This is a genomic window from Bergeyella zoohelcum ATCC 43767 (assembly GCF_000301075.1).
GTDB classification, from domain to species: Bacteria; Bacteroidota; Bacteroidia; order Flavobacteriales; family Weeksellaceae; genus Bergeyella; species Bergeyella zoohelcum.
Genome location: NZ_JH932293.1, coordinates 1452127 through 1476531, shown reverse-complemented (window position 1 = coordinate 1476531; position 24405 = coordinate 1452127). Strand labels below are relative to the sequence as shown.

Annotated in this window: 21 protein-coding genes and 1 tRNA gene; 11 read left to right on the top strand and 11 right to left on the bottom strand. The window is 33.6% G+C overall.

The window, feature by feature from the left end; genetic code table 11:
- Nucleotides 1-29 precede the first annotated feature (29 nt).
- On the bottom strand, nucleotides 30-1154 hold the full coding sequence (gene dnaJ / locus HMPREF9699_RS06810) for a molecular chaperone DnaJ (protein WP_002663531.1): 1125 nt from the start codon (nucleotides 1152-1154) through the stop codon (nucleotides 30-32).
- A 32-nt stretch (nucleotides 1155-1186) separates the two neighbouring features.
- A complete protein-coding gene (locus tag HMPREF9699_RS06805; protein ID WP_002663530.1) occupies nucleotides 1187-1726 on the bottom strand; it encodes a nucleotide exchange factor GrpE in 540 nt (179 codons plus the stop codon).
- Nucleotides 1727-1983: 257 nt separating this feature from the next.
- Between HMPREF9699_RS06805 and HMPREF9699_RS06800 the strand changes: the two genes are divergently transcribed.
- Complete coding sequence (locus HMPREF9699_RS06800) at nucleotides 1984-2463, top strand: Fur family transcriptional regulator (RefSeq protein WP_002663529.1); 480 nt, start codon at nucleotides 1984-1986, stop codon at nucleotides 2461-2463.
- Nucleotides 2463-4208, top strand: a complete 1746-nt coding sequence (locus tag HMPREF9699_RS06795) for an OstA-like protein (protein WP_002663528.1) — start codon at nucleotides 2463-2465, stop codon at nucleotides 4206-4208. The genes HMPREF9699_RS06800 and HMPREF9699_RS06795 overlap by 1 nt, the downstream gene beginning before the upstream one ends.
- A 281-nt stretch (nucleotides 4209-4489) precedes the next feature.
- On the opposite strand, the gene gpmI is transcribed toward HMPREF9699_RS06795, so the two are convergent.
- Nucleotides 4490-6022, bottom strand: coding sequence for a 2,3-bisphosphoglycerate-independent phosphoglycerate mutase (gene gpmI, locus HMPREF9699_RS06790; protein WP_002663527.1), 1533 nt, complete (start codon nucleotides 6020-6022; stop codon nucleotides 4490-4492).
- A 108-nt stretch (nucleotides 6023-6130) separates the two neighbouring features.
- Here gpmI and HMPREF9699_RS06785 point away from each other — a divergent pair, with 108 nt between their 5' ends.
- The 4 genes from HMPREF9699_RS06785 to HMPREF9699_RS06770 are packed head-to-tail and all read left to right on the top strand — an operon-like array spanning nucleotide 6131 to nucleotide 8449.
- Nucleotides 6131-6457, top strand: coding sequence for a Sec-independent protein translocase subunit TatA/TatB (locus tag HMPREF9699_RS06785; protein ID WP_002663526.1), 327 nt, complete (start codon nucleotides 6131-6133; stop codon nucleotides 6455-6457).
- 2 nt (nucleotides 6458-6459) lie between these two features.
- Entirely contained in the window at nucleotides 6460-7032 is a 573-nt protein-coding gene (locus HMPREF9699_RS06780) for a phosphatase PAP2 family protein (RefSeq protein WP_002663525.1), read from the top strand.
- A gap of 14 nt (nucleotides 7033-7046) precedes the next feature.
- Complete coding sequence (gene recF, locus HMPREF9699_RS06775; protein ID WP_002663524.1) at nucleotides 7047-8159, top strand: DNA replication/repair protein RecF; 1113 nt, start codon at nucleotides 7047-7049, stop codon at nucleotides 8157-8159.
- Nucleotides 8156-8449: a hypothetical protein gene (locus tag HMPREF9699_RS06770; RefSeq protein ID WP_002663522.1), complete on the top strand. Its 294-nt coding sequence runs from the start codon at nucleotides 8156-8158 to the stop codon at nucleotides 8447-8449. Before recF ends, HMPREF9699_RS06770 begins: the two co-directional genes overlap by 4 nt.
- On the opposite strand, the gene HMPREF9699_RS06765 is transcribed toward HMPREF9699_RS06770, so the two are convergent.
- The 3 genes from HMPREF9699_RS06765 to HMPREF9699_RS06755 are packed head-to-tail and all read right to left on the bottom strand — an operon-like array spanning nucleotide 8439 to nucleotide 12042.
- Nucleotides 8439-10454, bottom strand: coding sequence for a recombinase (locus tag HMPREF9699_RS06765; RefSeq protein ID WP_002663521.1), 2016 nt, complete (start codon nucleotides 10452-10454; stop codon nucleotides 8439-8441). The two genes, HMPREF9699_RS06770 and HMPREF9699_RS06765, sit on opposite strands and share 11 nt — an antisense overlap.
- 9 nt (nucleotides 10455-10463) lie before the next feature.
- Nucleotides 10464-11108 (bottom strand): monofunctional biosynthetic peptidoglycan transglycosylase, encoded by a 645-nt coding sequence (gene mtgA, locus HMPREF9699_RS06760; RefSeq protein WP_002663519.1) that lies wholly within the window; start codon nucleotides 11106-11108, stop codon nucleotides 10464-10466.
- Nucleotides 11109-11145: 37 nt separating this feature from the next.
- A complete protein-coding gene (locus HMPREF9699_RS06755) occupies nucleotides 11146-12042 on the bottom strand; it encodes an ABC transporter substrate-binding protein (RefSeq protein WP_245946028.1) in 897 nt (298 codons plus the stop codon).
- Nucleotides 12043-12241: 199 nt separating this feature from the next.
- On the opposite strand from HMPREF9699_RS06755, the gene HMPREF9699_RS06750 reads away from it, so the two are divergent.
- Nucleotides 12242-12315 (top strand) — tRNA-Arg (locus tag HMPREF9699_RS06750).
- 198 nt (nucleotides 12316-12513) lie between these two features.
- Complete coding sequence (locus HMPREF9699_RS06745) at nucleotides 12514-13680, top strand: site-specific integrase (protein WP_002663515.1); 1167 nt, start codon at nucleotides 12514-12516, stop codon at nucleotides 13678-13680.
- Nucleotides 13681-13710: 30 nt separating this feature from the next.
- Here the strand turns inward: HMPREF9699_RS06745 and HMPREF9699_RS06740 are convergent, their stop codons facing one another.
- The 3 genes from HMPREF9699_RS06740 to HMPREF9699_RS06730 are packed head-to-tail and all read right to left on the bottom strand — an operon-like array spanning nucleotide 13711 to nucleotide 21522.
- Nucleotides 13711-15615, bottom strand: coding sequence for a hypothetical protein (locus tag HMPREF9699_RS06740; protein WP_002663513.1), 1905 nt, complete (start codon nucleotides 15613-15615; stop codon nucleotides 13711-13713).
- Complete coding sequence (locus HMPREF9699_RS06735) at nucleotides 15606-17174, bottom strand: hypothetical protein (RefSeq protein WP_002663511.1); 1569 nt, start codon at nucleotides 17172-17174, stop codon at nucleotides 15606-15608. Before HMPREF9699_RS06735 ends, HMPREF9699_RS06740 begins: the two co-directional genes overlap by 10 nt.
- Before the next feature lies 1 nt (nucleotide 17175).
- Entirely contained in the window at nucleotides 17176-21522 is a 4347-nt protein-coding gene (locus HMPREF9699_RS06730) for a phage tail tape measure protein (protein ID WP_002663508.1), read from the bottom strand.
- 400 nt (nucleotides 21523-21922) lie between these two features.
- On the opposite strand from HMPREF9699_RS06730, the gene HMPREF9699_RS06725 reads away from it, so the two are divergent.
- The 3 genes from HMPREF9699_RS06725 (at nucleotide 21923) to HMPREF9699_RS06715 (ending at nucleotide 23084) form a co-directional block, all read left to right on the top strand.
- Complete coding sequence (locus HMPREF9699_RS06725; protein WP_002663507.1) at nucleotides 21923-22342, top strand: hypothetical protein; 420 nt, start codon at nucleotides 21923-21925, stop codon at nucleotides 22340-22342.
- A gap of 70 nt (nucleotides 22343-22412) precedes the next feature.
- On the top strand, nucleotides 22413-22634 hold the full coding sequence (locus HMPREF9699_RS06720) for a hypothetical protein (protein WP_002663505.1): 222 nt from the start codon (nucleotides 22413-22415) through the stop codon (nucleotides 22632-22634).
- A 12-nt stretch (nucleotides 22635-22646) separates the two neighbouring features.
- A complete protein-coding gene (locus tag HMPREF9699_RS06715; RefSeq protein WP_002663503.1) occupies nucleotides 22647-23084 on the top strand; it encodes a JAB domain-containing protein in 438 nt (145 codons plus the stop codon).
- An 87-nt stretch (nucleotides 23085-23171) separates the two neighbouring features.
- Here the strand turns inward: HMPREF9699_RS06715 and HMPREF9699_RS06710 are convergent, their stop codons facing one another.
- Nucleotides 23172-23438 (bottom strand): helix-turn-helix domain-containing protein, encoded by a 267-nt coding sequence (locus HMPREF9699_RS06710; RefSeq protein WP_002663501.1) that lies wholly within the window; start codon nucleotides 23436-23438, stop codon nucleotides 23172-23174.
- A complete protein-coding gene (locus tag HMPREF9699_RS06705; RefSeq protein ID WP_002663498.1) occupies nucleotides 23422-24390 on the bottom strand; it encodes a phage integrase SAM-like domain-containing protein in 969 nt (322 codons plus the stop codon). The genes HMPREF9699_RS06710 and HMPREF9699_RS06705 overlap by 17 nt, the downstream gene beginning before the upstream one ends.
- Nucleotides 24391-24405: the final 15 nt, after the last annotated feature.

Genomic DNA, 24405 nt, shown 5'->3' with positions numbered 1-24405 from the left:
CCCAACTTATAAAGGTTGGGGATTTTTATTTAGCTAAATAAATCTTTTACTTTATCAAAAAATGTTTTTTCTTTCCCAGAAGGCTCGGCTTGCATTTCGCCATCTTGAATTTGTTTTTCAAAAAATGCCTTTTGTTCAGGAGAAAGTTTTTGGGGTGTCCATACATTAATATGAACGAACATATCTCCCTTTCCATACCCTTCCAAGCTAGGAAGCCCTTTTCCTGCTAATCTGAGGATTTTCCCCGATTGGGTTCCTGCATCAATTTTAATTTTTACTCTTCCGCTAACGGTAGAAATTTCCTTGGAAGTACCTAAAGCGGCTTCGGCAAAAGAGATGTAGATTTCCTGATGAAGATTATCATTCTCTCTTTTAATTTCTGGATGCTCTTCTTCCTCTATTACTACCAATAAATCCCCTGGAATACCTCCAAAAGGAGCATCATTCCCTTTTCCTCTTACGCTGAGCTGAATTCCTTCTCTGGCTCCCGCAGGAATATTAATGGCTACTTCTTCATCTTCTTTGATAAGCCCTTGAGCATTGGCTCCTGCTGGGATATGATCTGCTACCTTTCCTAGTCCATGGCAGGTACCACATTCTGTTTGCGTCTGCATTTGCCCGAACATGGTATTCATCACTTTTATTTGTACACCATTACCATTACAAGTAGGACAAGTTTTAGAGGTAGCCCCCGCAGCGGCTTTCATTCTTTTTACTTTAATGGTTTTCTGGGTACCACTTACCATCTCCTCTAAATTGAGCTTGATTCTTACACGGAGGTTAGAGCCTTTCACTTGCTGTGGTCTTCTGCCACCACCAAATCCACCGCCAAAACCGCCGAATCCACCACCAAAAATATCTCCGAACTGTGCAAAGATATCTTCCATGCTCATTCCGCCACCGAAACCACCGCCGAAGCCACCTGCACCTTGCGTTCCTGCGTGCCCGAACTGGTCATATCGGGCTCTTTTATTAGAATCGCTTAATACTTCATAGGCTTCTGCCGCTTCCTTAAATTTTTCCTCGGCTTCTTTGTCTCCAGGGTTCTTATCAGGGTGATATTGGATGGCAAGTTTTCTATAGGCTTTTTTTATTTCATCTGCTGTGGCAGATTTTGCAACTCCTAAAACTTCGTAATAATCTCTTTTTGACATAATTATTTTTTGTTATTGTAGAAAAATAGGAATTAATTTCCTGTTACCACTTTAGCAAAACGAATAATTTTTTCGTTCAGCGTATAGCCTGTTTCTATGACATCTACTATTTTTCCCTTTAACTCTTCTGAAGGTGCAGGAATCTGAGTAATAGCTTCATGGAAATCCACATTAAAATCATCTCCTGCTTTTACCTCTATGGTTTTGAGTCCTTTTTCTACCAATTTAGACTTAAATTTTTGGTAAATAAGTTCCACGCCTTTCAGCTGTTCTTCGTTTCCATTTTTGGTCATTTCATTCAATGCTCTTTCGAAATCATCTAAAATACCCAGCATGGAAATCATCATTTCTTGATTTGCGTATTGGAAAAACTCCATTCTTTCTTTTGCTGTTCTTTTTTTATAGTTTTCAAATTCAGCATAAAGACGAATGTAACGATCTTTTTCTTCTGCCAAAATTTCTTCCGTACTTCTCTCTTGTGACAAATTTTCTGTAGTTTCTTCTGTGTTTATTTCTTTATTCTCTACTTCATTTTGTAGATGCTCTTCTTGAGATGCTTTATTTTCAGACATAATATCATTGTTTTATGGTGGTGTTTTGTCAAAAGTTTTGCCATAGTCTATCAAATGGACAAAAAGGCAGATGAGAATTGAAAATTGAAAGGAAAGCTTCAGCCATTGAATAAAAAAATGGGAAAATGTAATTTCTAGAATTGATCAATTATTATTTGGTTATTCAAATTTCTTGTTTTTGTTTTTACAGTTTACTTAAATTTTCTCTGTTTTAATTTAGGATGGATATAATGTAATTATTTCTTATCTTTGTATTAATGATTACTAACGAAGAACAATTAGAAAAAAATATTGAGCAAACGAAGTCCGTTTTGCGACAGTACCTTCAGGAAAAAGGGTTTAGAAATACACCTGAAAGATATACTATTTTGGAAGAAATTTACAGATTGGATCACCATTTTAATGTGGATGATCTCTATCTGCAAATGCTCCAAAAGAAATATCATGTCTCTAAGGCTACTATCTATAATACGATAGAGATTTTCTTAGATGCTGGGCTCATCCGCAAACATCAGTTTGATGAGAAAAATTCGTCATCTTCTTCTTATGAAAAATCTTATTTTGATAAACAGCATGATCATCTTGTGATTTACAAAAAAGATAGCGATAAGGAGATTGAGGAAATCATAGAATTTTGTGACCCTAGAATCCAAACCATCAAAGAATCAATAGAGCAAGTTTTTGGCGTAAAAATAGATGCACATTCCCTTTATCTTTACGGTACGAAAAAGGACTAATGAATCGTTACTTTATATTTTTCTTTTTCATCAGCTTTCATATCTGGGGACAAATTAGTACTCAGCCGAGATTGGTCACTTCAAAAGATCCTTTTTTTAGTTCCACTTCTAAAACTCAGAAAGAAGAGGCTCCCAAAGTGAAATTGGTACATGCCAACAGCGTAAAAAAAGATACTAACTTTGATGGAAACCCTTATTTCGAGGGAGATGTGGTATTTGAACACCAAGGCTCTAGGCTTTCTGCTGATAAGGTAATTTGGTACCAAGAGCAAAACTTTGTCAAAGCTATTGGTAATGTAAAGTTATTAAATGCTGATGGTTCTGTCATTACTTCCCAAGAAATGGAATATGATGGCGAAACAGAAAAAGGATTGGCAAGGAAAAATGTGATGCTTACAGATCCTACACAGACCATCCGTACAGAAACTTTGTACTACGATAGACTGGCCAATAAAGCCTATTTTAATACCGGAGGAACTATTACCAATGGACAAAGTACCATATATACTAAAATAGGAACTTATCATATCAGCGCTAGAACCATTTCTTTGGATGGAAATACTAAAATAGAAAATAAAGACTATATTTTAGAAGGAGGACAAATTTTTCAAAATCAAATTACCAATATTGCAGAATTTAGCGGGCCTACCACGATTATTAATAGAAAAAATCCTCAAAATAGAGTGTACACAGAGAAAGGAACATATCACCAAAACTCTAAAGAAGTACACTTGCTGAAAAACTCTATCATTTTTTATAATGGTAAGACCTTGAGAGGGAACACCATGTACTATAATCAAAGTACCCACTATGGCAATGCAAAAGGCGAGGTAATACTCAATGACCCTAAAGAAAATAGATTCATTAAAGGAGGGTATGGTGAGATTTATGAGCTAAAAGATTCGGCAATGGTTACGCAGAAACCTTATGCTGTGAAAATTTTAGAAAAAGATTCTATCTATTTTTCCGCAGAAAAAATCATTGCCTTTCAAAAAATAGATTCAGTACAAGTAAAAAAGAGCTATCTAAGAGCCTACCGTCAATCTAGATTTTTTAAATCTAACATCCAAGCAAGGGCTGATTCTTTGGCTTTTGATGAAACCGATGGCGTTCTTCATCTTTTCGGAAAACCTGTTGCTTGGAGCGGTGCAAAACAAGTTTCAGGAGATAAAATAGAAGGGTATTTTAACACTGAAAAAGAACAAATAGACTCTCTAAAAATCATAGACAATGCTTTCGCTATTAGCAAAGTGGATTCTATAAGTAATGATGATGAATTTAACCAAGTGAAAGGCAAATTCATGACGGTGTACTATGAAGGCAATGAAGTAAAACTAGCAAAAGTCATTGGAAATGGACAGTCTATAGCATTTGTAGATGATGAGAAAAGAAAATCTAATAATACCCTAGATAAAGTAAGAATAGGCGTTACGCTATCCACTTGTGGTATTATAGAAGCATTATTTGAAGAGAGAAAAATGCAGATTCTTAGCTGTAATATCGGTGCTCAAACGGAAACTTACCCTATGAGTAAGATAGACAACGAAAAACGATTTCTTCAGGGGTTCAACTGGAATACGCGTGACCGACTCCAAAAATGGCAAGATATTTTTGAGGAGAGTCCTAACTACCCCGAAGAACAATATCAAAGTAATAATCCTTGGCTGGAAAATGCTCAACGAGAGCAAGAGCAGCTGAAAGCCCAAGAGGAAGCCAAAAAACCGAAAAGACAACGGAAAGAATGAAAATAGACTGACCATTATTTGGGCAATTCCCCCTAATCTTATCTATGCAAATTCTTCAAAAGATAATATTAAAATAACCTCCAAATAAAATGCGACCCAAAAGGTCGCATAATTAAAAATGGAATTAATTTCTATAAAAATTTGGAACGATATTCACCTGATTCCAGTGTTGTTTGTAGAAAATACGAAGCAAAATATAAGTATTAAACATATAAAGATTGTATATTAAAATATTCTAAATCATATCATTGTACTTCGTACATTATACATGGTACAGTTTATTATTCCGCTATTATATTTCCACTCATTTCGTTAGGAATATCTATGCCCATTACACTGAGTATAGTAGGGGCTACATCTCCCAATTTTCCTAGAGGTTTAAGCTCCCATGTCTTATCCTTATCCATTACAATGAACGGAACTAAATTTACAGAATGCTGCGTATTAGGTGAGCCATCAGGATTTACCATATAGTCTGAGTTTCCATGGTCTGCTAAGATGAATACGGCATAACCATTTTCATACGCAGCAGTGGCCACTTTACCTATACATTCATCTACTACCTCTGCAGCTTTTACAGCCGCACTAAATACGCCTGTATGCCCTACCATATCTGTATTGGCAAAATTTAGACAAATAAAATCAGCGGTTTTATTTTCTATTTCAGGAATAATTTTTTCAGTAATATCGTATGCTGCCATTTCAGGTTTCAGGTCATAAGTAGGTACATCTTTAGGACTTGGGCAGAGGATGCGTTTTTCTCCTTTAAACTCAGCCTCTCTACCACCTGAGAAAAAGAAAGTTACATGCGGATATTTCTCGGTTTCTGCTACACGAATTTGCGTTTTTCCATTTCTTTCTAATACTTCTCCCATGGTTTCACTAAGCACTTCTTCATCAAAGACTACTTCTACATTTTGGTAAGAACTATCATAATTAGTAAGTGTAATGTATTTTAGCTCTAATTTTTTCATTCCAAAATCTGGAAAATCTTTTTGGGTGAGTACTTCCGTAATTTCCCTTCCTCTGTCCGTTCTGAAATTAAAGCAAATTACCACATCCCCATCTTGGATTTTAGCAACTGGGTTAATGCCATCTTCGGTATGAATAATTGGCATTAGAAACTCATCTGTTACATCATTTTTATATGAGTTTTCTATTGCTTCTAAAGGGTTTTTAGTGAGTGCTCCTACACCATTTACCATGGCATCGTAGGCTAGCTTTACCCTCTCCCAGCGTTTATCTCTATCCATTGCATAATATCTTCCCGTTACACTGGCCAGTTTTCCAGTAGTCTGCTCCATCGCATATTGTAAATCAGAAATAAAACCGTAGCCTGATTTCGGGTCACAATCTCTACCATCTGTAAAAGCATGTACGAAAACATTGTCTTTTAGTCCAAAATCAAAAGCGGCTTTTAATAATCCTTTTAAATGATTGATATGAGCATGTACCCCCCCATCAGAAACTAATCCTATGAAATGTAATGATTTATGATTTTTCTTTGCATAGTCAAAAGCTGCTGTAATAGGCTTTTCAGCACCTAGGGTTTCTTTTTCTACTGCCATATTAAGACGAACAAGATTTTGGTACACTACCCTACCAGCCCCCAAATTGGTATGTCCTACTTCAGAGTTTCCCATTTGTCCATCAGGCAGCCCTACCGCCATTCCACTTGCTTGGAGTTGCGTGTGAGGAAATTCTTTATAAAGGCTATCCATAAAAGGTGTATTGGCTTGGTCTATTGCTGAAACCTTAGGATTGGTTCCTAATCCCCATCCATCCAGAATGGCTAATATTGCTTTTTTTGACATTGTATTATATTATAAAATTAGACTACAAATTTAAGCATTTATAGGTGAAAATTTGTAACATAAAAGTCTATTTAAAATCATTTCTAAAAAAAATCGTAACTTCGCAAAATGGAAGTTGGTTTTACAGAAGTAATGGTCATTGCCTTACTCATCATCATATTATTTGGTCCTGATAAAATCCCAAGTATCGCAAGGGATTTGGGTTCGGGTGTGCGTAAAATGAAAGGAGCAGTAGAGGACATTAAAACGGAAATTCTTAAGGAAACGGATAATCCAATATCTGAAATTAAAAGAGAAATAGAAAAAGTGAAAAATGCTGCAAATGAGTATAATCCACTTTCAGATTTAGAAAATCCACTTTCTATAGAGGATGAAAATCCTAAAAAACCGAATCATTTAGACGATGAATATTCTGGCCCAGTAAGCCGAAAATAGATATGGAAGAAATTATCCTTCAAGACAAAAATGCACTTATTTTCCTCAATACATTAGGAAGTGAATCTTTTGATTCTTTTTGGCTTACAGCAACTAAAGTATGGATATGGCTTCCCTTATTTACCACGGCATTATATCTTTTGGTAAAAAACTATGGCTGGAAAAAACTACTTTATTTCCTTATTTTCATAGGATTGGGCATTGCAGTAAGTGACCAGCTGACTAATATTTTCAAAACAGGTATAGGGCGGCTTCGTCCATGTCATGATGAAACTTTGGAAGGACTGATTAGAGAGGTAACTTGTGGAGGGCAATTTAGTTTCTACTCTGCACATGCTTCTAATTCCTTCTTTATCGCTACCTTTCTCACTCATTTTTTGAAAGAAAAAGCAAAGGGCTTCGGGGTAATTATTTTTCTTTGGGCCTCTGTATTTGCGTACAGTAGAATTTACTTAGGAGTACACTTTCCATTAGATATTCTTACAGGGGCTATTATGGGCTTCATCATCGGTAAAATTTTCGCGTATCTTACCCAGAAGACTTTTGAAAAACAAGCAATGAATTCATCTTCATAGAGAAAAATATCACTATGATTATTAAAAAATTAAATATTACCCAGTTTAAAAATCATCTCTATAAAGATTTTGAATTTTCAGAGAAAATCAATTGCTTTGTAGGGAATAATGGAATGGGTAAAACTAATGTACTGGATGCCCTACACTATCTCTCTGTAGGAAAAAGCTTTTTAGGAAGTAGCGATGTCCAAAATATTTATTTTAGACAACAAGAAGAGGAGGGAATGGCTTTTTTCTCTATTCGTGCGGAAATTTTAGGCGAAGAAACCGAAGATGCACTTACTATTTCTTATCAGAAAGAAGCTAAAAAAATCATTAGAAAAAATGATAAACCTTATGAAAGGCTGGCCGATCATATCGGTTATTTACCTAGTGTGATGATTTCACCGTATGACTCTAATCTCATTTCGGATTCTGGAGAAAGCCGTAGAAAATTTATGGATGCCATGATTTCACAAACGGATAGTGAATATCTTCATCAAATTATGGGATACCAAAAAGCACTCCAACAAAGAAATGCACTACTGAAATATTTCTATAAAAATCGAATTTTTGATAAAGATTCTCTGGAAATCTATGATGAACCTTTAGCAAATAATGGCAACAATATTTTCCAAAAAAGAAAGAAATTCATTGCGGAATTATCTCCCATTGTACAGCAGTTTTATACCATTCTTTCTGGAGGAAACGAAGTAATAAATGTATCTTATATTTCTAATTTAGAGGAAGATGACAAAGTAACAACTATGCAAGAGGTGTTGTACCAAAATCTGGAAAAAGACAAAATCCTCACCTATACAGGAAAAGGAGTTCATAAGGATGATTTGCTTTTCGCAATGAATGGTTTACCCATTAAAAAAACAGGTTCTCAAGGGCAACAAAAATCTTTTCTCATTGCATTAAAATTAGCTCAAATAGCTAGGATAAAATCACTTACAGGAAAAAATCCTATTGTACTTTTAGATGATATTTTTGATAAACTAGATGATTCCCGAGTGGCAAATCTTATTGATTTACTGAGTAAAGAAAATTTTGGACAAATTTTTATCACCGATACGCACCTAGAGAGAACCAGCGAAATAGTACATAAAATAGATGCAAAAGCACAAATTTTTCATTTGTCATGACTAAGAAAAAAAGAGATTTTTCTGCCTCCGAATTGGTGCAAATCATTGCCAGAAAATATGGCTTTGAAGACAAGCTATTCGCTTTTGAGGTAAAGAAATTTTTGGAAGAATATTTAGATGCTTCCTTATTTACTGAAATAAAAAAAGTGGATTATCAAAGTGGCACTCTTACCATAAGCATTGCATCGCCGTTACTCAAAAACGATTTTAGGATGCGTTCTGATTTTTATTTAGCAAAATTTAACGCAGAGTTTGGCGAAGGCACATTTCATACGCTCATCATTCGTTAATATTTCTACCGATGACTTTATTTACTCTTTCGTCCATTTCTTTAGAAGGAATAGGGAAAAAGAAAATCAATGGTTTTTCTATGAAATAAGTGAAAATATCCTTAAAAATGTCTCCTGTTCTTCCTAAACTCACCTTTCTGGAGCGAAGTGCCAGAATCATAGACAATCCGAAACTTACAATGAAATTAAAGAAACCAATAAGTCCAATAGTGGCTACACAAACCAAAAATAAATTGAGCGAAATTTCAAAATCTTTACCATAAAGCCCTAACGCAAAATTACCCGCCGCGAAAGTGATGTGTCTGATATCCAAGTCTAAGCCTAAAAATTTACCAATAGACCCCGTAACGCCTAAACATACCCCAAACCAAAAATTAGAAGCAATACCTGCCCAATTTTTCTTGTAAAATTTAGATAAATTTTCTGCCACTTTAGTCCCAAAAACTAATCTGAGTGTAGGATTTTTAGCTATTCTTTCAGGAATCCTGTAATAGACTGAATTATTCCCGATATTTCCAGAAATAATACCTGAAATAAAGAGATAGACTCCAGCAATGGAAGCATGAAGAAAAGGACTAGTTTCTAGAGGATTAAGATCTTTGAGTAATGAGCTAGATTTGGCCGCAGAAAGATTATGATTGAGCAAGACATCTAAACCATAAATGAGGACTAAAGATACCGGAAATGCCCATAATACATTGCCCACAAAAGCGATGAACTGTGTTCTAGAAAGCTGTGCAATGAGGTGAGAAAACTCCCTGTAGTTAGGTTTATTATTATTTCCTTCACTGAGTACTTTTGCCATGGTAGAGGCAGTCATTGCGGGTTGTTTGGTAGCGAGAGTATATCCCATTAAATAAATGATAATGAACCCCATAGCGTAATTAAAAGCATACATAAAAGCGTGAGAAAATTCACTACCTTCTCCATAAGAGTAAAGCATTTTCAGTACACAGAGAAAACCTACAATTACTCCACCCCCACTGGCTTTCCAAAACATTTTGACAAAATCTTTAATATTAGCTGCGATATAGTGTCTCCCTGTTTCAGCAGTGTGATTAGTAATCAAATGCGAAATGAGCCGAGTAGAATCATTAAATAATTCAGCAATATTATTTTTATGAGATTTATATTCTATGGTGTTATAAATCAGTTTTCTACCTTTTGATAGTATGTCTTTTTCTTCATCAATAATGAGCAAGTCTATGATTTCAGAAATTCTATTGAGCTGCTGACGAATTTTTAATAATGAAAGATTAATTTTACCCGAAATCCCTTTTTTATCCACATTTTTATAAGCGGTATCTATAAAATTATGACATTGTGTAAGATAAATTCTAATTTGCTTATAGTGTTCTTCTTTAGAATGCAATGTGAAATCTGGATTTTCTTGGAATTTTGCAGTTAGAATATCCAGTTCATCTTGCAACGCCATGAAAGGGTTATCAAAATCTTTGTACTCAGGAGCCATATTGATAATTTCTACATCTAAGGCATTCCCTATAGCACGCCATGCTAAAACATTGGCAGATAAATACAATTCATTTTTTACAAACTTCTGAGTAATAAGTTTTTCAAAGCCCAAGAGCTGCATCAGTTCAAAGAATTTTTCTTCGGGAACAGATGCTAAAAATTTAAAATCTGCGTGTGGCCTAATGGATATATTATCAAATAAATACCAAATAGAATTTTCATTTTCCACATTGGGAAGAACGGAATTAAGGATTCTTTTTTTTAATTCGGGAAAAAAACCGTTTTCCGAAAGAATATTGGCTTCTGTCAGGGAAATATTAAAATGTCTTTCCCTAAAAATATTGTGAATATAATAAGTGAAATTTTCGGTAATTTCTGTATTTGCCTTTAAAAGAGACAATACATCATTGAAATCATGTTTTCGAACCACTTTAAAAACCTCAATAAGAGCTTCTAATGCACGAGTGTCATTTTTAAATTCGAAATATTTGGTGAAAATAGTTTGCAATGATTGTTGATTGGATAAAATCATCTTTTCAGTTTATGGTATAGAAATATGGTTCATCTGCTTCATAATCCATTTATGCTTCTTACGAAGATAAGGTGTAGGATTTTTAGGATCATATTTTTTAGGATTGGGTAATACAGCCGCTATCCATGCAGCTTCACTCTTGGTGAGATTTTTAGCAGATTTATTAAAATAATAGTGGGAAGCCGCCTCTACACCGAAAACGCCTTGTCCCATTTCAATGGAATTGAGGTATCTTTCTAAAATCACTTCTTTGCCCCAAAGTTTTTCAATGATGAAAGTATAGATGGTCTCTAATCCTTTTCTCGTCCAAGTTCTTCCTTGCCAAAGAAAAATATTCTTAGCTGTTTGCTGTGAAATAGTACTTCCGCCTTTCAGTTTTTTTCCTTTTTCATTGTCTTTAAATGCCTTTTCTATCGCTTTGATATCAAAGCCATTATGCTGAAAAAACAATTGGTCTTCAGAGGCAAGGACTGCTTTTTTTATCTGCGTTCCCATTTCCTCGTATGAGATATAGTTTCTTTCTAATTTTCCATATTCCATGAGTCCTCCCAACTGCGTAATGGTGAAAGGTGGATTAAAATATTTTCCAGAAAAAATAAAAATAATATGTGCTAAAAGACCTATTAGTACTACCCTTTTTATGAATTTCCACATATTTTCAAAGCATTTTTGTGCAAATATACAGAAAATCTCATTCCAATTCTTGTAGAAAAGTAAGACTATCTTTAGGAAAAATATGCGGATGAAATGCTGTGATATAATCTCTTAGTACAAGGTCTGCTCTTACATTACCTTGCTCGAAAAAATTATTGGCACTTCCCTTTTGTGCTTTCATCAGTGAATAAACTTTACCAGATTTAACCACGGGAATTAACTGATACTGTGGATGTACAGCTAGTAGCTCTTTTTTAGAAGAATAAGCCCCAGCATTTACCCAAACATGAGCATTTTTAGCGTCTAATATCACTTGTTCAAAAGACATGGATACAGAGCCTACTTCTCTATTATCTTTCAAGAGATAATTTCCACCTGCATCAGAGATGATTTTTGCCAAAAACGAATTTCCACCCGGCATATACCATATATTCCCATACATCTCATTGGTCATTACGAGAGGTGCATTTTGGGATTTTTTCACTTTTTCTCTGAGTGTATTGTATTTTTTTTCTATGGCATTGTATTGCTTTATTGCCAATTCTTTTTTCCCTAGCAGTGCACCAAATAATTGTATATACGCAGATTTTTCTAGAGGATTTTGTTCTAAATACTCATCGATGAAAATAACCTCTATTCCATTATTTTTAAGTACAGAATACACATTTTCCTGTGTAGCAATATAATTAGAAAAAACGGCATCAGGTTGCAGAGATAATATTTTTTCTATATCTATTTTCTGTTCATTACCAATGACTTGTATAGTTCCTTTCTGTATTCTTTCATGCACAGATGGGCTATAAATATATTGTGGAGAGGTCACCCCTTTCACTTGGTCTAAAGCGTCTAGCATCTCAAAATAACCGATGAGACTGGAATTAAGCAAAATGATGTTCTCTAAAGGTAAACTCTTATTATCAATAAAATGTCTCATCGTACCACTTTGGATGTTTATACCCTCTTTTTTATGGCTAAAAGACAGTCTCTCAGAGATTTTTATTTCTGTATCGGTAATAGTTTGTGGTTTCTTTTCACAGCTAAGAAAGCCAAAAAGTATAAAAAAATAAAAAAAAGTAGATTTCATGTACCAAAGTAAAGAAATAATTCTTATATTTGCAAACGCAAAAACAAAGGGACGCGTAGCTCAATTGGATAGAGCGTTAGATTACGGCTCTAAAGGTTGGGGGTTCGACTCCTCCCGCGTTCACGATATATAGTTTTTCAATGAGGACTTTCATTTAATGTTAGTCCTCATTTAATTAAAGGTGAGTAGTTTACAAAATTATGAGGGGGGTTAATTTATAAAGATTAAACCATATTTTGTCACCACTCTTGTCCCCATGCTTTTATTTGGGTGACAAAAAAAGCATTTGACCAACGGTATTTTAAATTTAAATACCTTTAAATGCTAGTAAATACAGACATATTGAGACATAGCCCCAATAAATTGGAAGCTATGAAGTACTCTTTTTTTCTAAAAAAATCTTATGTTAATAAAGAAGGGAAATGTCCTCTTTATCTGAACCTTTATATTCATAAGCAACGAAAAAGAATTCCTATTAACTTATTCATTACTCCAAGTGAATGGTCAAAAAGCACACAAAGAATTTCAAAAAAATGCGAGAATCATTTTGATTATAATCTTATTCTTAAAAACATTGAATCTAGAATTAACGAAATAGAAATTCAATTCAGATTGAGTAATCAAATTCTTACAGTCGATAAATGTGCAGATCTCTTAAAAAGACCTGATCTTACTATTGATTTTATATCTTTTGTAGAATACGAGATGAGTTTAAAGTTGATGGAAGAAAATTCAATAAAAAACCATGAATCCGTACTTAAAAAACTGAAAAAATACAAACAGAATATTTTATTCGCAGATATAAATGAACTTTTTATAGCTAAATATAGACAATATCTAGCTACTAAATTAGGCAATCAAGAAGCAACCATTGATAGTAATATAAAAGTGATAAAACACTATATTAAATTAGCAAAGAAAAGAGGACTAATCATAAATATTGACTTAGAACGAATAAAAATCAGGCAACATAGAAGCCATAGGACGAATCTTTCTCTAGCAGAAGTAGAAAGAATGAAAGAATATTATTTTTCAAACTTCATTAAGGAGAGTCATAAAAAAACGCTTGGATACTTTCTATTTAATTGTATGACAGGATTGAGAATAAATGACTTACTCAGGCTCAAAAGAGAACAGTTGAATGAAGATTTTTTTAACTTTTGGAATCAAAAATCAAAAAAACAACAAATATTAATGACCAATGAAACATGTAAAAAGATCTTGACCCATGATCCTGAACTTTTTATTAACAAAGTAACAGCAAAAACTATCAATGAAACTATCAAAGAAATAGCTGTTTTTCTTGGAATTAAAAAGCATGTTACTTGTCATATTGCTAGACATACTTTTGCCACTAATTATCTTCGTCGTGGTGGAAAAGTGGAAGATTTACAAATTCTTTTAGCTCATTCCGATATAAAAACCACAATGGTTTATGTACACATTGTGGAGTCAGAGACTATAAAATCTATGAAACTGCTTGATTAGTATGTCTCCGACATTAATGTCGGAGACATACTATTTTATCGTTTCGGTGGTTATTTCTATTTGATAGGTATTATCTCCTATCTTATCTTTATTTATTCTTTTGATAATATGTTTTTTTGAATAGCAATACAAATAGTGGGATATATCATATTGGCTAAATTCAGAGATATTGGCTATAAAATTCCAAGAATATTCCTCATTGTTTACTCTTTGATTCAGCCATTTTTCCCAATAATTTTTGAATAGAATAGGGAAAGTAGTTCCAGTAGGATAAGTGGCATTATTAATTCCATTCACTAAACCTTCGTAATGTACTAATGAAAGTATAGTATCCGAATCTTTTTTAACATGAGCCGTTGCAGTATGATTTTCTTTCGCTTTTGCTACTGGCATTACATATCCGTTGATTTCAATTACTTTTGTTTCCTTTTCTTCTTTCCCATTGAGCTTCATTCCGTTTTTATCATAAAAAACTGAATCCAATTTATAACCTTCATCAAAGTCCATGAATTTCAATAAAAAAGACTTATCTACCTGAAGAGTTCTTTTAGGCTTTAGTATTTCATATTTTCTAAAATCTTTTGGTATTGGAGTGGTTTGAGAAACCACTTTGTTCATATAAACATTTTTATCTATGATTGTTAAATCGTAATTAAACCAATTCTGAATAATATTTATTAACTCACTAAATGTCATGTCTGGAACTGCCCTTTTAAGATCTATTTTATTTTCATTTATAACTACTCTATATTCTTCTGCATTTTCATTACTATCAGTCTGTTGAGCAGACTGAGAACGAAGATGTGCAACAAGAATTTCAGGAATTACAGGATCTGTTCCCGAGCCGCTTCCATGAAAACCGCCCACGGTTCCACTTCTTAATTCCATATCATACCTAAATGTAACTTTTACCTGAGTATTAGGATTTTGAATATTAAAAAAATGAGATTTAGAAAAATCAAACTCATTATTGGTGGGAACCACAGTAACTATCCCATCTATTTCTATTTTTAAATAAATAATACGGGGTGCTACCCATGTGGGCTGAGATGCCGAGAAATGGAAATCTAATCTATATTCATCAGCTTTTTCAATGGTAAAAATGCCTTCATATATATATTCTCCATAAGTTTTAGGAGGGTTTTTAATAATATTCTTTGTTTTGTACTGACTTTTATTAATCCTTAATACTTCTTTATTTAATATCCATTGATTTTTGAAATATTGTCCTCCTGAAAAAACCCATTTATCCTTTATATTCTCATCTAACCAAATATCTCCCTTAAGCTCATATCCCGCATCTGCAAAGCCTATACTCAATAAATAGAGTAAATAAGGACATGGATGTATGATGTTCACATTATCTATTGTCCAGTTATTTTGCTCTGTAGGAAAAACATTTTTAGCAAATTTCAACTCACCATTTTCTATAATGGTATGATTATAATACCCTTCAAAAGCATCCCACATTACTTCTGTAGGACTGTATTTATTAGTGTATATTCTTGGGAAATTGTAATTAGTTTCAGGAAATTTTTTAGATACTATATCAGCCGCATGATTATAAATATCCGTTACTTCTAAAACCTCTAGAGGAAGTTCTGAAAGTTTTTTATCATAATTAGGAATTTGGTCAAACCCAAAATCTATTTGCCCCGTGAGAAAAATACCTTCAATACTGATAATTTCAAGTTTTGCTTCGTACATTTTCCCTTCAAAAAGTAAATGCCCATTGATAAACTTTTCTAAATCAATATTTTCATGGCTAATATAATCACCAAAAGTTCGGATGAAATCATCATCCATATACACTTCAAATGGAAATGTAAATTTGGTAAGTTGCTTATCATTTAGTTTAGAATTTTCTTCTTGAAAAGAAATTTTCAAAGAAGAAAGATTTAAAATACCTTTATCAGAATAAAATATCACTTCCATATTTCATCAATAATTAATAGTTGTAAATCAAAGGCAATTAATTGGGCTGTACTATCTTCGCCATTTATTTTTTCAGAATTAGGAATGCATTTTAATATTCTATCTTCTAATTCTATAAACGCTAATGGAGATTCCATCATTTCTTCTATCATCGAAATTTCATCTTTTAAAATGAAACCCGTATTAATTTCGATGACCTTTTCTTTTTCCGAATCGTATTTTTTTATTTTATCGGAGAAAACGCTTCTAGAAATAGTATGATTAAAACTACCTTTTACTTGGTATTCTCCTGTAAAAGATGCCCATTCAGAACAATAATTTTGATTCAACCACTGAACATGAATTACATGTTTGGTCTTTGGAAATGTAACTACTTTTACCGTTCCAAAATTTTTCTTTTTAGGAAAATTCATGTTCTCATCCGTTATTTTTAATGTACTCACTTCTCTATGAGTACCATTTACGATAGTCTGAAGAACTCCCCAAGCAAACGGATGAATTTCTCCTTCCACATAGGGAATTAACAATTTAGACCCTGTTACTCTTCGTCTAAATTTGTGATTGGTGAGTAAGGGATAACATTTTGGTCGTTTCCCAGGGTAAAAGTAAAAATCTCCTAATTTTACCTTATCTAATGAACTGAATTTTTCATCAAGATCTTCAAGATGTATTTCCACTTTAATGGGCTTCATCGTATGAGATTTTAAAGGAGCATTTAATAAAAGTAATTCATTTCTCTTAATAAACTGATGTATTTTTTTCCCAACATCAATTTCGGCTTTTTCATTAAAATACATCACATGATAATGCTCTGAAAAAGAAATGATATTTCCCAAAATATCTTGAGTACCAAGAATGGAAATTTTTTTGAATTTGGAATTCAGATTATACTTATGAAAATAAAGTTTATTTTCGTCTAAGCAAAAATTATATTGCTCAAGTTCATTAATAACTTCTGCTTCTATAACATTGATAATTAAATCAATAGTAACTTGATTTACATTGTCAGAGATAATTACTTGCCCAGTGTATATACCTGGGAAAAGCATGGCAGAATTAGCCGTAACTACTTCAATTTGATTTCCACCAATAGGCTCTACTGTAAGCCAATATGGTGCAGAAATACTTACCGTAGAACTATCTACTGAAAGAGTAACACTTTTGGATTTTGATTCACCTTTTGAGCGATCTAAATCAAATTTTAAAGCAGTAGGGAAAACACTTAATGGTTCAGAACCAGTACTAGCTATAGCCTTAATATTTACATTGAAATCATAAACAGGACGAGAACTAAAAGCAGTGCTCAAAAATTCTTTGGCAGGATAATTTACTTGTTCACCATTTAATAAACGGTGTTTTAAGGTATCAAAACTGCTTCCTTTTTGAATGGAAAAAGTTTCATTACCTGTTTTTAAAAAAGATAAATCTGTAGTAGATGGATGAAACTTTAAATTTTTATTTGCTCCTGTTCCTGCAGGATTACATTGTATGCTTAAATCTCCTTCTAACTCATCAGTTGATACATTGTAAGAAATAAAGTAAGTGCTTTTATCTGTCATTTTAATGTTTGTTTTTTTCTATTAATCTTCTGTATTCTTTTTGCATTTCTTCGAGATCTTTACCCGTTCTGGCATTTTTTTCAAAAACACCTCTTACCCCATTTCGTTCTAATTTTTCTAATGCTTCAGTATTTTTTTCTAAAGCATTCAATATCTTTTTCATTACTTCATCAGAAGTCTTGGAATCCATAACTAATTGAGGATAAAATCCTTTTTCAAATCCTTCTACCCGGGCAACTTCATTCATAAAATCCTTCTTAAGTTTAGGGTCTATACGCTTCATTGCTTTTCCGGAAACTACTAATTCAGGGAAGTTTTTTCCTTGCTCACCTACCAGCATTGTAGGTTCATCATAAATACCACTCTTGCTTACTTGCTTTTTAGCTTGGAACATTTTGCCATCCTGTTTACGAATTACAGGATAATAACCACTTTGTGCACCTACCACCACTGGCGGTTCTGGTAGTGGCTGTCTTTCTATGGTTGCCACTTGCACCGCTCCCATAGCAGTAGCTACAGCAGTAAGTGCAGCGGCCATCCAAGGATTTTTGGCATGTTTGGACCAAATATTCATTACCGCTAATGCGGTGTTCCCAACAGCATCTGCTATCTTCATATTTTTTTCTCTTTTTGTGGCATCGAATTCTAATTGCCATTTTTTCATTGCTAATTCATTTTCATTAGCAATGGTTTTATGTTTGTATTCTTGCTGAGAAATTAATCCTGCTGCTAATTGAGTTTCTAGAGCTTTCTTTTTTCTTTCGTGAGCTACTTCAAATCTTCGTAGTTCAGCTTCTTGATTAGCTTTAGCGAACTGATGATAAGATGTCATAATGTTTTGGGCAATTTTCATTGCAGCCCCTATTCTTTGTATTTTACCTTCCAAAGTGTCCCAATTAATGAACATTGCTTCCCATTGTTCTGGTGTCAATCCCAAAATATCTGCAGAACCGCTAAATCCTGATAGTGTGGAAAGGCTGTTTTGGGCTTCACCTGCTCTTATAACTCCTAACTCTACGCCTATTTCTGCCAATTTAGCCTTCATTCCTTCAAGGGCCTTTACCTGTTCCTGTGTAAGTGCTGCATCTGGAATATCTGCCAAATTTTTAATCTGCTCTTTTATATATGCTTCCTGTATTTTGAGACTTTCTTTGGCGTAATGTTTTTGCAAGGCATTTTTGCCATCTTCCCAGGTTCTAATTTTATTATACTCATCTTTGGAGATTTTATCTTTTAGAAAGGCTTTTTGTTGCTCGACGGTTTCCAACGAAGCAATCATTTCATTTTCCTTTGTCTTCTGCTCCATTACCTTTTTATTAAAGACTTCTTCAGCTCTTTTAAGGTCTTCGGCGATGAATTTTTCTTTTAAAACTTTAATCTTTAATGCTGAAATGGTTTCCTCCTGCTTTTTAAGCTCGGTAAGGTCTGCGTTATGTTTTAGCCATTGGGTTTTGATTGCTTCAAACTTTTGTTTTTCTTCCCCCGTTTCTTTAGCAATTATTTCATCTAACTTTTTCAGTTCTGCTTCGGAATGTTTTTGTTTTTCCAGTTCATTTAATTTTTTAGCTTCTTCTAATCGTATTTTTTCCAATTCTTTATTATATCCCTCCTCCATCAGTTCCATTCTCATTTCCCGTGCTTTCAGTTCAATGGCTTTACTTTGCTCATCGTACTTTTCTTGTTCTTTCAGCAGCTTATCCTTTTGTTCTTTGTATTTTATCGCTTCTTGTTCGGCTCTTCGCTCCGCTTCAGTTTTCTTTGGATCTTTTCCTGTAGCATCTCCACCGCTTGTAGGAACAATGTAATTAGATTTTTCCAATTGTTTTTTTAGGGCAGCTTCTTTATCTGCTCTTAATTTTGCTGAAGCTTTTTCTTCTTTAACCAAAGCATCTGTTAAAAATGAGTCTGCTTTTTCATCTTCTATTTTATTTCTCATTTGCTGTGCAACTAAATTAGTCCATCGCTTTTTACTAGCTACTTTTAAATCTTTATTCTTTAAAGTTACTGTTTGACCAATGCCAAATTCGTCCCCACCTAAATAAATGGTTTCTTCGTGCTTTTCATTAGACGACAATTCAGTATATTTCTTCTTTTCATTTTCAATTTTTTGATTCAGTTGTTCATCTCTCTTAAGCCTTTCCTTTTGTCTTTCTTTTAATTCATCTTTGATAGCTTCCGCTCTGGCAGATGCTAAAATAGCATCACGCAAAGCGTAATAGCTATCTGCTGCCTTTCCATTCATAATGATTTCCGCATTTATATCTTTGAAATAAGAAGGATATTGTTCTTGTAGCTTTTGCACTGCTTTTAATCTTTCTTCTCTGCTAAGTTTATCATCAGTAGCTTTTTTATAGAGGATATCCAATGCAGAAGTTTCATCTGCCGCCCTATCCGTGGCATCTTTCATCACATCATTTAATGTTTTTTGTTTCTTTTCTGTATCCCCTATTACGCTATTATAAGTAAGAATAGCGGTAACCAAAAGACCAACTAAGGCAATGACCGCTCCTATTGGATTTGCAGACATTGCTGCATTTAATTTCGTTTGTGCTGCCGTTTGTAAATTTGTGGCTATTGTTTTAAATCCCAATAGAGAAATGAATTTTGCCACAGCCGCACCGCCTGCACCTATAGCTAAATTCCAACCTGTCTGAAGTATAGTAATGAGCCTTAATCTTAACATTCTTGCTTTTTCTACTGCTTCCAAAGCTATAGTTCTAACTATGCTCTCTTTTATTAAGCCATTATATAAAGCCATTGCAACGCTGGTGGAAATAATTCCAGCTCCTACAATTGCTATGATTCTTGTTACTCCAATAAGTATTTTAGATAATTTACTTTGTTCTTCTCCATTATCGATAGTAACGCCTAATAGTCTTCCGAACATTTCTATCAGCCAATTCAAAGTATTGGCAACGGCTTCTGTCTGGAAAATCCCCAAAAACTTTTTCTGTACTTTCTCATAAATGGCAGCTGCATTATTATTTACTTTATTAAATTCTTCTTGTAAAGATGTAGCTTCTGTTAATGATTGGTTAGATCTCTCAATAGATTTCCGGAATAGCTCCGTTTTTTCAGAAGCAGCTCCTACAATGGAGGTTAAATATTGGTCATTGAGTTTTAAACTTTTTAATATAGCAGATACTTCCGTAGCATCTAATCCTTTTAGTCCCTCTGAGAATTTTAAAAAGAATTCTGTAGGATCTGAATTAATCATATCCTTTACCTGCTGAACAGGAACATTCATTATCCTAGCAAATCCTTCAGTATCTGTGGCTGCTGTTTTTATAAAATTAGAATAGGCCGTAGCACTTCGTTCTGCGTCTACACCACTTTCTTCAAATGCAGCACCTAATGCCATAGCTTCCGCTACAGTAGGCTTTAGCTTATCTGGCAAGGCTCCTACACGCACAGTGAATTCAGCAATATTTTCTTCAGAAGCTGCTCCCGAAGCACCTAGATCATTCATAGATGAACCTATTTGATTAATAGCAGTAGCCATATCCAGATCTTTCGTTTCCCTAAACAATCCTTTTATTTTTCCTAACTTATTTGCCACCGCTTCTACTCCACCACTAAATGAATCGCCAAGTGCTACATAAGCCTTATCTACTTCACGGGTAAATTCTTTGATTTCGTTTTTTGGTACTCCAAGACGACCGCCTATTTCTGCTATTTTGAGTAAGTCTATGTTTTTTGTTCTTGTATCGAATTCGGAAAAAGAATTAGTAAGTTCTTTTACTTGTTTATCGGTCATCCCTGTAGTCTTAGCTACAGCAGTTTGAGCATCTGCCATCTTATTATTAAGATCAATGGTGGACTGAATGCTCATACCTACACCTACTAATGTAGCAGACAGTGCTACTGCCATTCCTGAATAGTGATTGAATTTATCTGCTAGATTGTTAAGCGTACTAGTTGCTGCACGAGAACCTGAACGAAGCTCATTTATACGCGTATTAATCTGTGATAATTCGGCTTGGGTTGCCTTAAATTCATCCGTACCTGGAGCCATATGAGTCAGCACATGTCTTAAATCGTTAGCTCTCTTTTGTAATTGTTGCATAGTCAATGACATGATATTCATACCATGTATTTCAATGTCTATAATCTTTTTGTTATCTGCTATAGCTTCAGTAAGTTTTTTTACCTCTTTTTCAGCATTTTTATATTCTTCCGAATCTTTTTTTCTTTGCCGAGAAAGATTCTCCATAATCTTCTTTTGTTCTCTCAGGCTTTCAGATAGTTTTTCATTTTCTTTTTCCAAATCAGCTACGCGTTTTTGAGCTTCGTCGCCATTCACTACGATTTTTAAATCAATTAATTCATCCGAAATCTTTCTTGCCATTATTTTTTTGTACGAAGTAAAGCATCGTTGCCCAATGGTTATGCCTCACTATTTCAGCGGAATCGCACCTGTGGTGCTTTTATTTAAATGGTGGGGTTTAAAGGCTATTGCCATATTTCTATATAAGCAAGAAACAAGGCAACGGCAATAAGGTCAGGGAGCGGCGTCGGAGGGGAACGCAATCAAACCTATCGTATAAATTTACACGATAGGTTTGATTGTTGATTTTCAGTATCTTAATTTTTAAATTTATTTTTTTATCTGAAAAAAATAAAAAATGATATAGTAAAAAAGACTTGTTTAGAATTTTTCTAAAATGTATAAAAAAGTATTATTTAACAGGTATATATTTGTATATCATTTTATTTTTTCGTATCTTTACATTAGTAAAGTAATCAAAATGAGTACTATAGGACAAAATGGCAAAGTTGTGAAGACAGTAGCAACTGCCACAGAAAACGCTAAAACAACAAAAACAAATGTAACGGCAAAAAGCACAAAACAAGAGTTTGAAACCAAAAAAATAGAATTAAACGCTATTTTAAACTCAGGGAACGCAGAACAAAGAATTAAAAACCTTGAAGTGTTTCAAAAAATGGCTGATAAGCACAAATTTTTGAAAGAAAAAAGGGACACTCTTACTGCCTTTATGGTTTCTAGAGATGGGTTTAAGGAAAAATTAATGATTATGAACGATAATAACGAAAGTTTTGAGATAACCAACGGGACTATCATTAGTGAACTGCTTGATATTTGTTCTGATAAGTTGGATGAAATGATAAGAGAAAGCGAAATAAAAATATCGACTTTCCAAATATAAAAACGAACCCTCTCACTTGGCAGAGTGGGAGGGTTAAAAATCCATTCGTTAAATAAGTAAAGTAAACAAAATGAATTCTACAGCAACAAAACTACAAAAAACTTCTGACATTGTTTTTCAAGAGCTTAAAAAATTAGGATTTTCCAAATATTTCAATTGGGTAGATTATCACTATTTTAAGAAAATAGCAAAAAATGAAAGGATAAGAGAGGAACAACTTCCTCTGAGAATTATAGATTTATTTCTCAATTATTTCAATGAACATTCAGATTTTGCAGATTATCAATTTTAAAAATACACCCAAATGACTTATTTACAGGAAATTAAAATCCACCTAGATAAAACAACTGAATCCTCATTTAAATACGGCATAACAAATGATGAAGATGCAATTAAAGCATTTCGAAATATTTATGAAGATTTGGAAATTTACGAGTCTTTTTATGCTCTCTATCTTAATAATTCTAATGAAATCATTGGATGGCGTAAAATTTCACAAGGGGGAATCACTTCCACGGTAGTCGATGTCAGATTGATTTTTGCACCCGCTTTTCAATGTTTGGCAACCGCAATTATAGTTTGCCACAACCATCCATCGGGAAAATTAGAACCAAGCAGGGAAGATATTTTGCTAACTAAAAAGATTAAAGACATTGGCGAACTTATGAATATTAAATTATTAGACCATATCATTTTGACGCTTGATGATTATTATAGTTTTGCAGACAATGGACAAATTTAAAGCCGTATTTTTTTTACGGCTTTTTTTATGCTCAAAAAAAATTTCGGCTTCGCCGCTTAGGCGTCTCAGCCGAGCAGAGGAATTCATTTATATCTTTTCTCCATCAAAGGAGATTTCTATGTCCAATACTTTGGCGATTAGATACAATTGGTCTGCATTGGGTGAAAATTTACAAGTTTCTATCCTTAATATAGTACTCGTATTGAAGCCCACCTTTTCGGCAAGTTCTTCTTGTGTTAATCCCATGCTTTTTCTTTTATTTCTAATAATTTCGGCGACTTTTTGTCGCTTCTTTATAATTTCTTCTGTTGCCATTACGATATTATTTCCGGCAAAATTACTTAAAAAAATCATATTCTTTCGATTTTAACGCAATTTCATGATTATTTGCTCTTATGTATCGGAGCAAACTTTCTTCTGTGGTATGGCCTGTGATTTTTCTAACAAAAGATGTAGGTACCCCTTTTAAATAGGCATTTGTTGCAAAACTTCTTCTTGCCGTATGGCTGGAAATCATTTTCCATTTTTCCAAATGAATTTCTTTTCGTTCGCCTCCTATGGTAATATATTTTACTATGGTTTCATTTATTCCTACAGACTTAAATAATTCTTTTAGTCTTTTATTATAATGATGTAATGTGAAAGGTTTTCCAAATTTAAAATTTCTCCGAACAAGAATATCTACAACTATTTTTTTTAACGGAATAAATAAATCTTGCTCTGTTTTTGTTGATTTTAAACAAAAATAAGCTGTTCCATCTTGCTCTTTATAATAGGATTGTGGTGATTGTATTACTTTTATCATATCAGAAAAACGCAATCCTGTGTAAGCCTGAATGATATACACATCCCGCACTCTACATAATTTTTCAGTAAGGCTGAGATCCATATTAGCAAGTAAATCTATCTCAGCTTCTGTTGTGAAAACTGCCGTTGTAATTTCCTTAGGCATATTGATAGTAGGCACTTTGAAATCTTTGCCTACAGTAATTCTACGCTCTATTATCAATCTATCTACTAGCGTAATAAGAGACTTTACATTGTTGGTAACGCTATTCATTGACAATCCTTTTTCATTCATAAACATACCAAATCCTTTTAAGAAATCAGTGGTAAAATCATTGATATACAAAGGGGCGTCAGATAAAAATTCTTTGAGATTTACCAAAGCAGTACGCCCCGAGTGAAAGGAATTATCTTTATAAGGTTTGTTTTTCAAAGTCAATATTTTTTTATTCTTTATATCTGAGATAAGTACCTCTAATAGAGGTACTATGTCTTGTTTTTTTTTGAAAATAGATAACATAATTTTATTTCCATT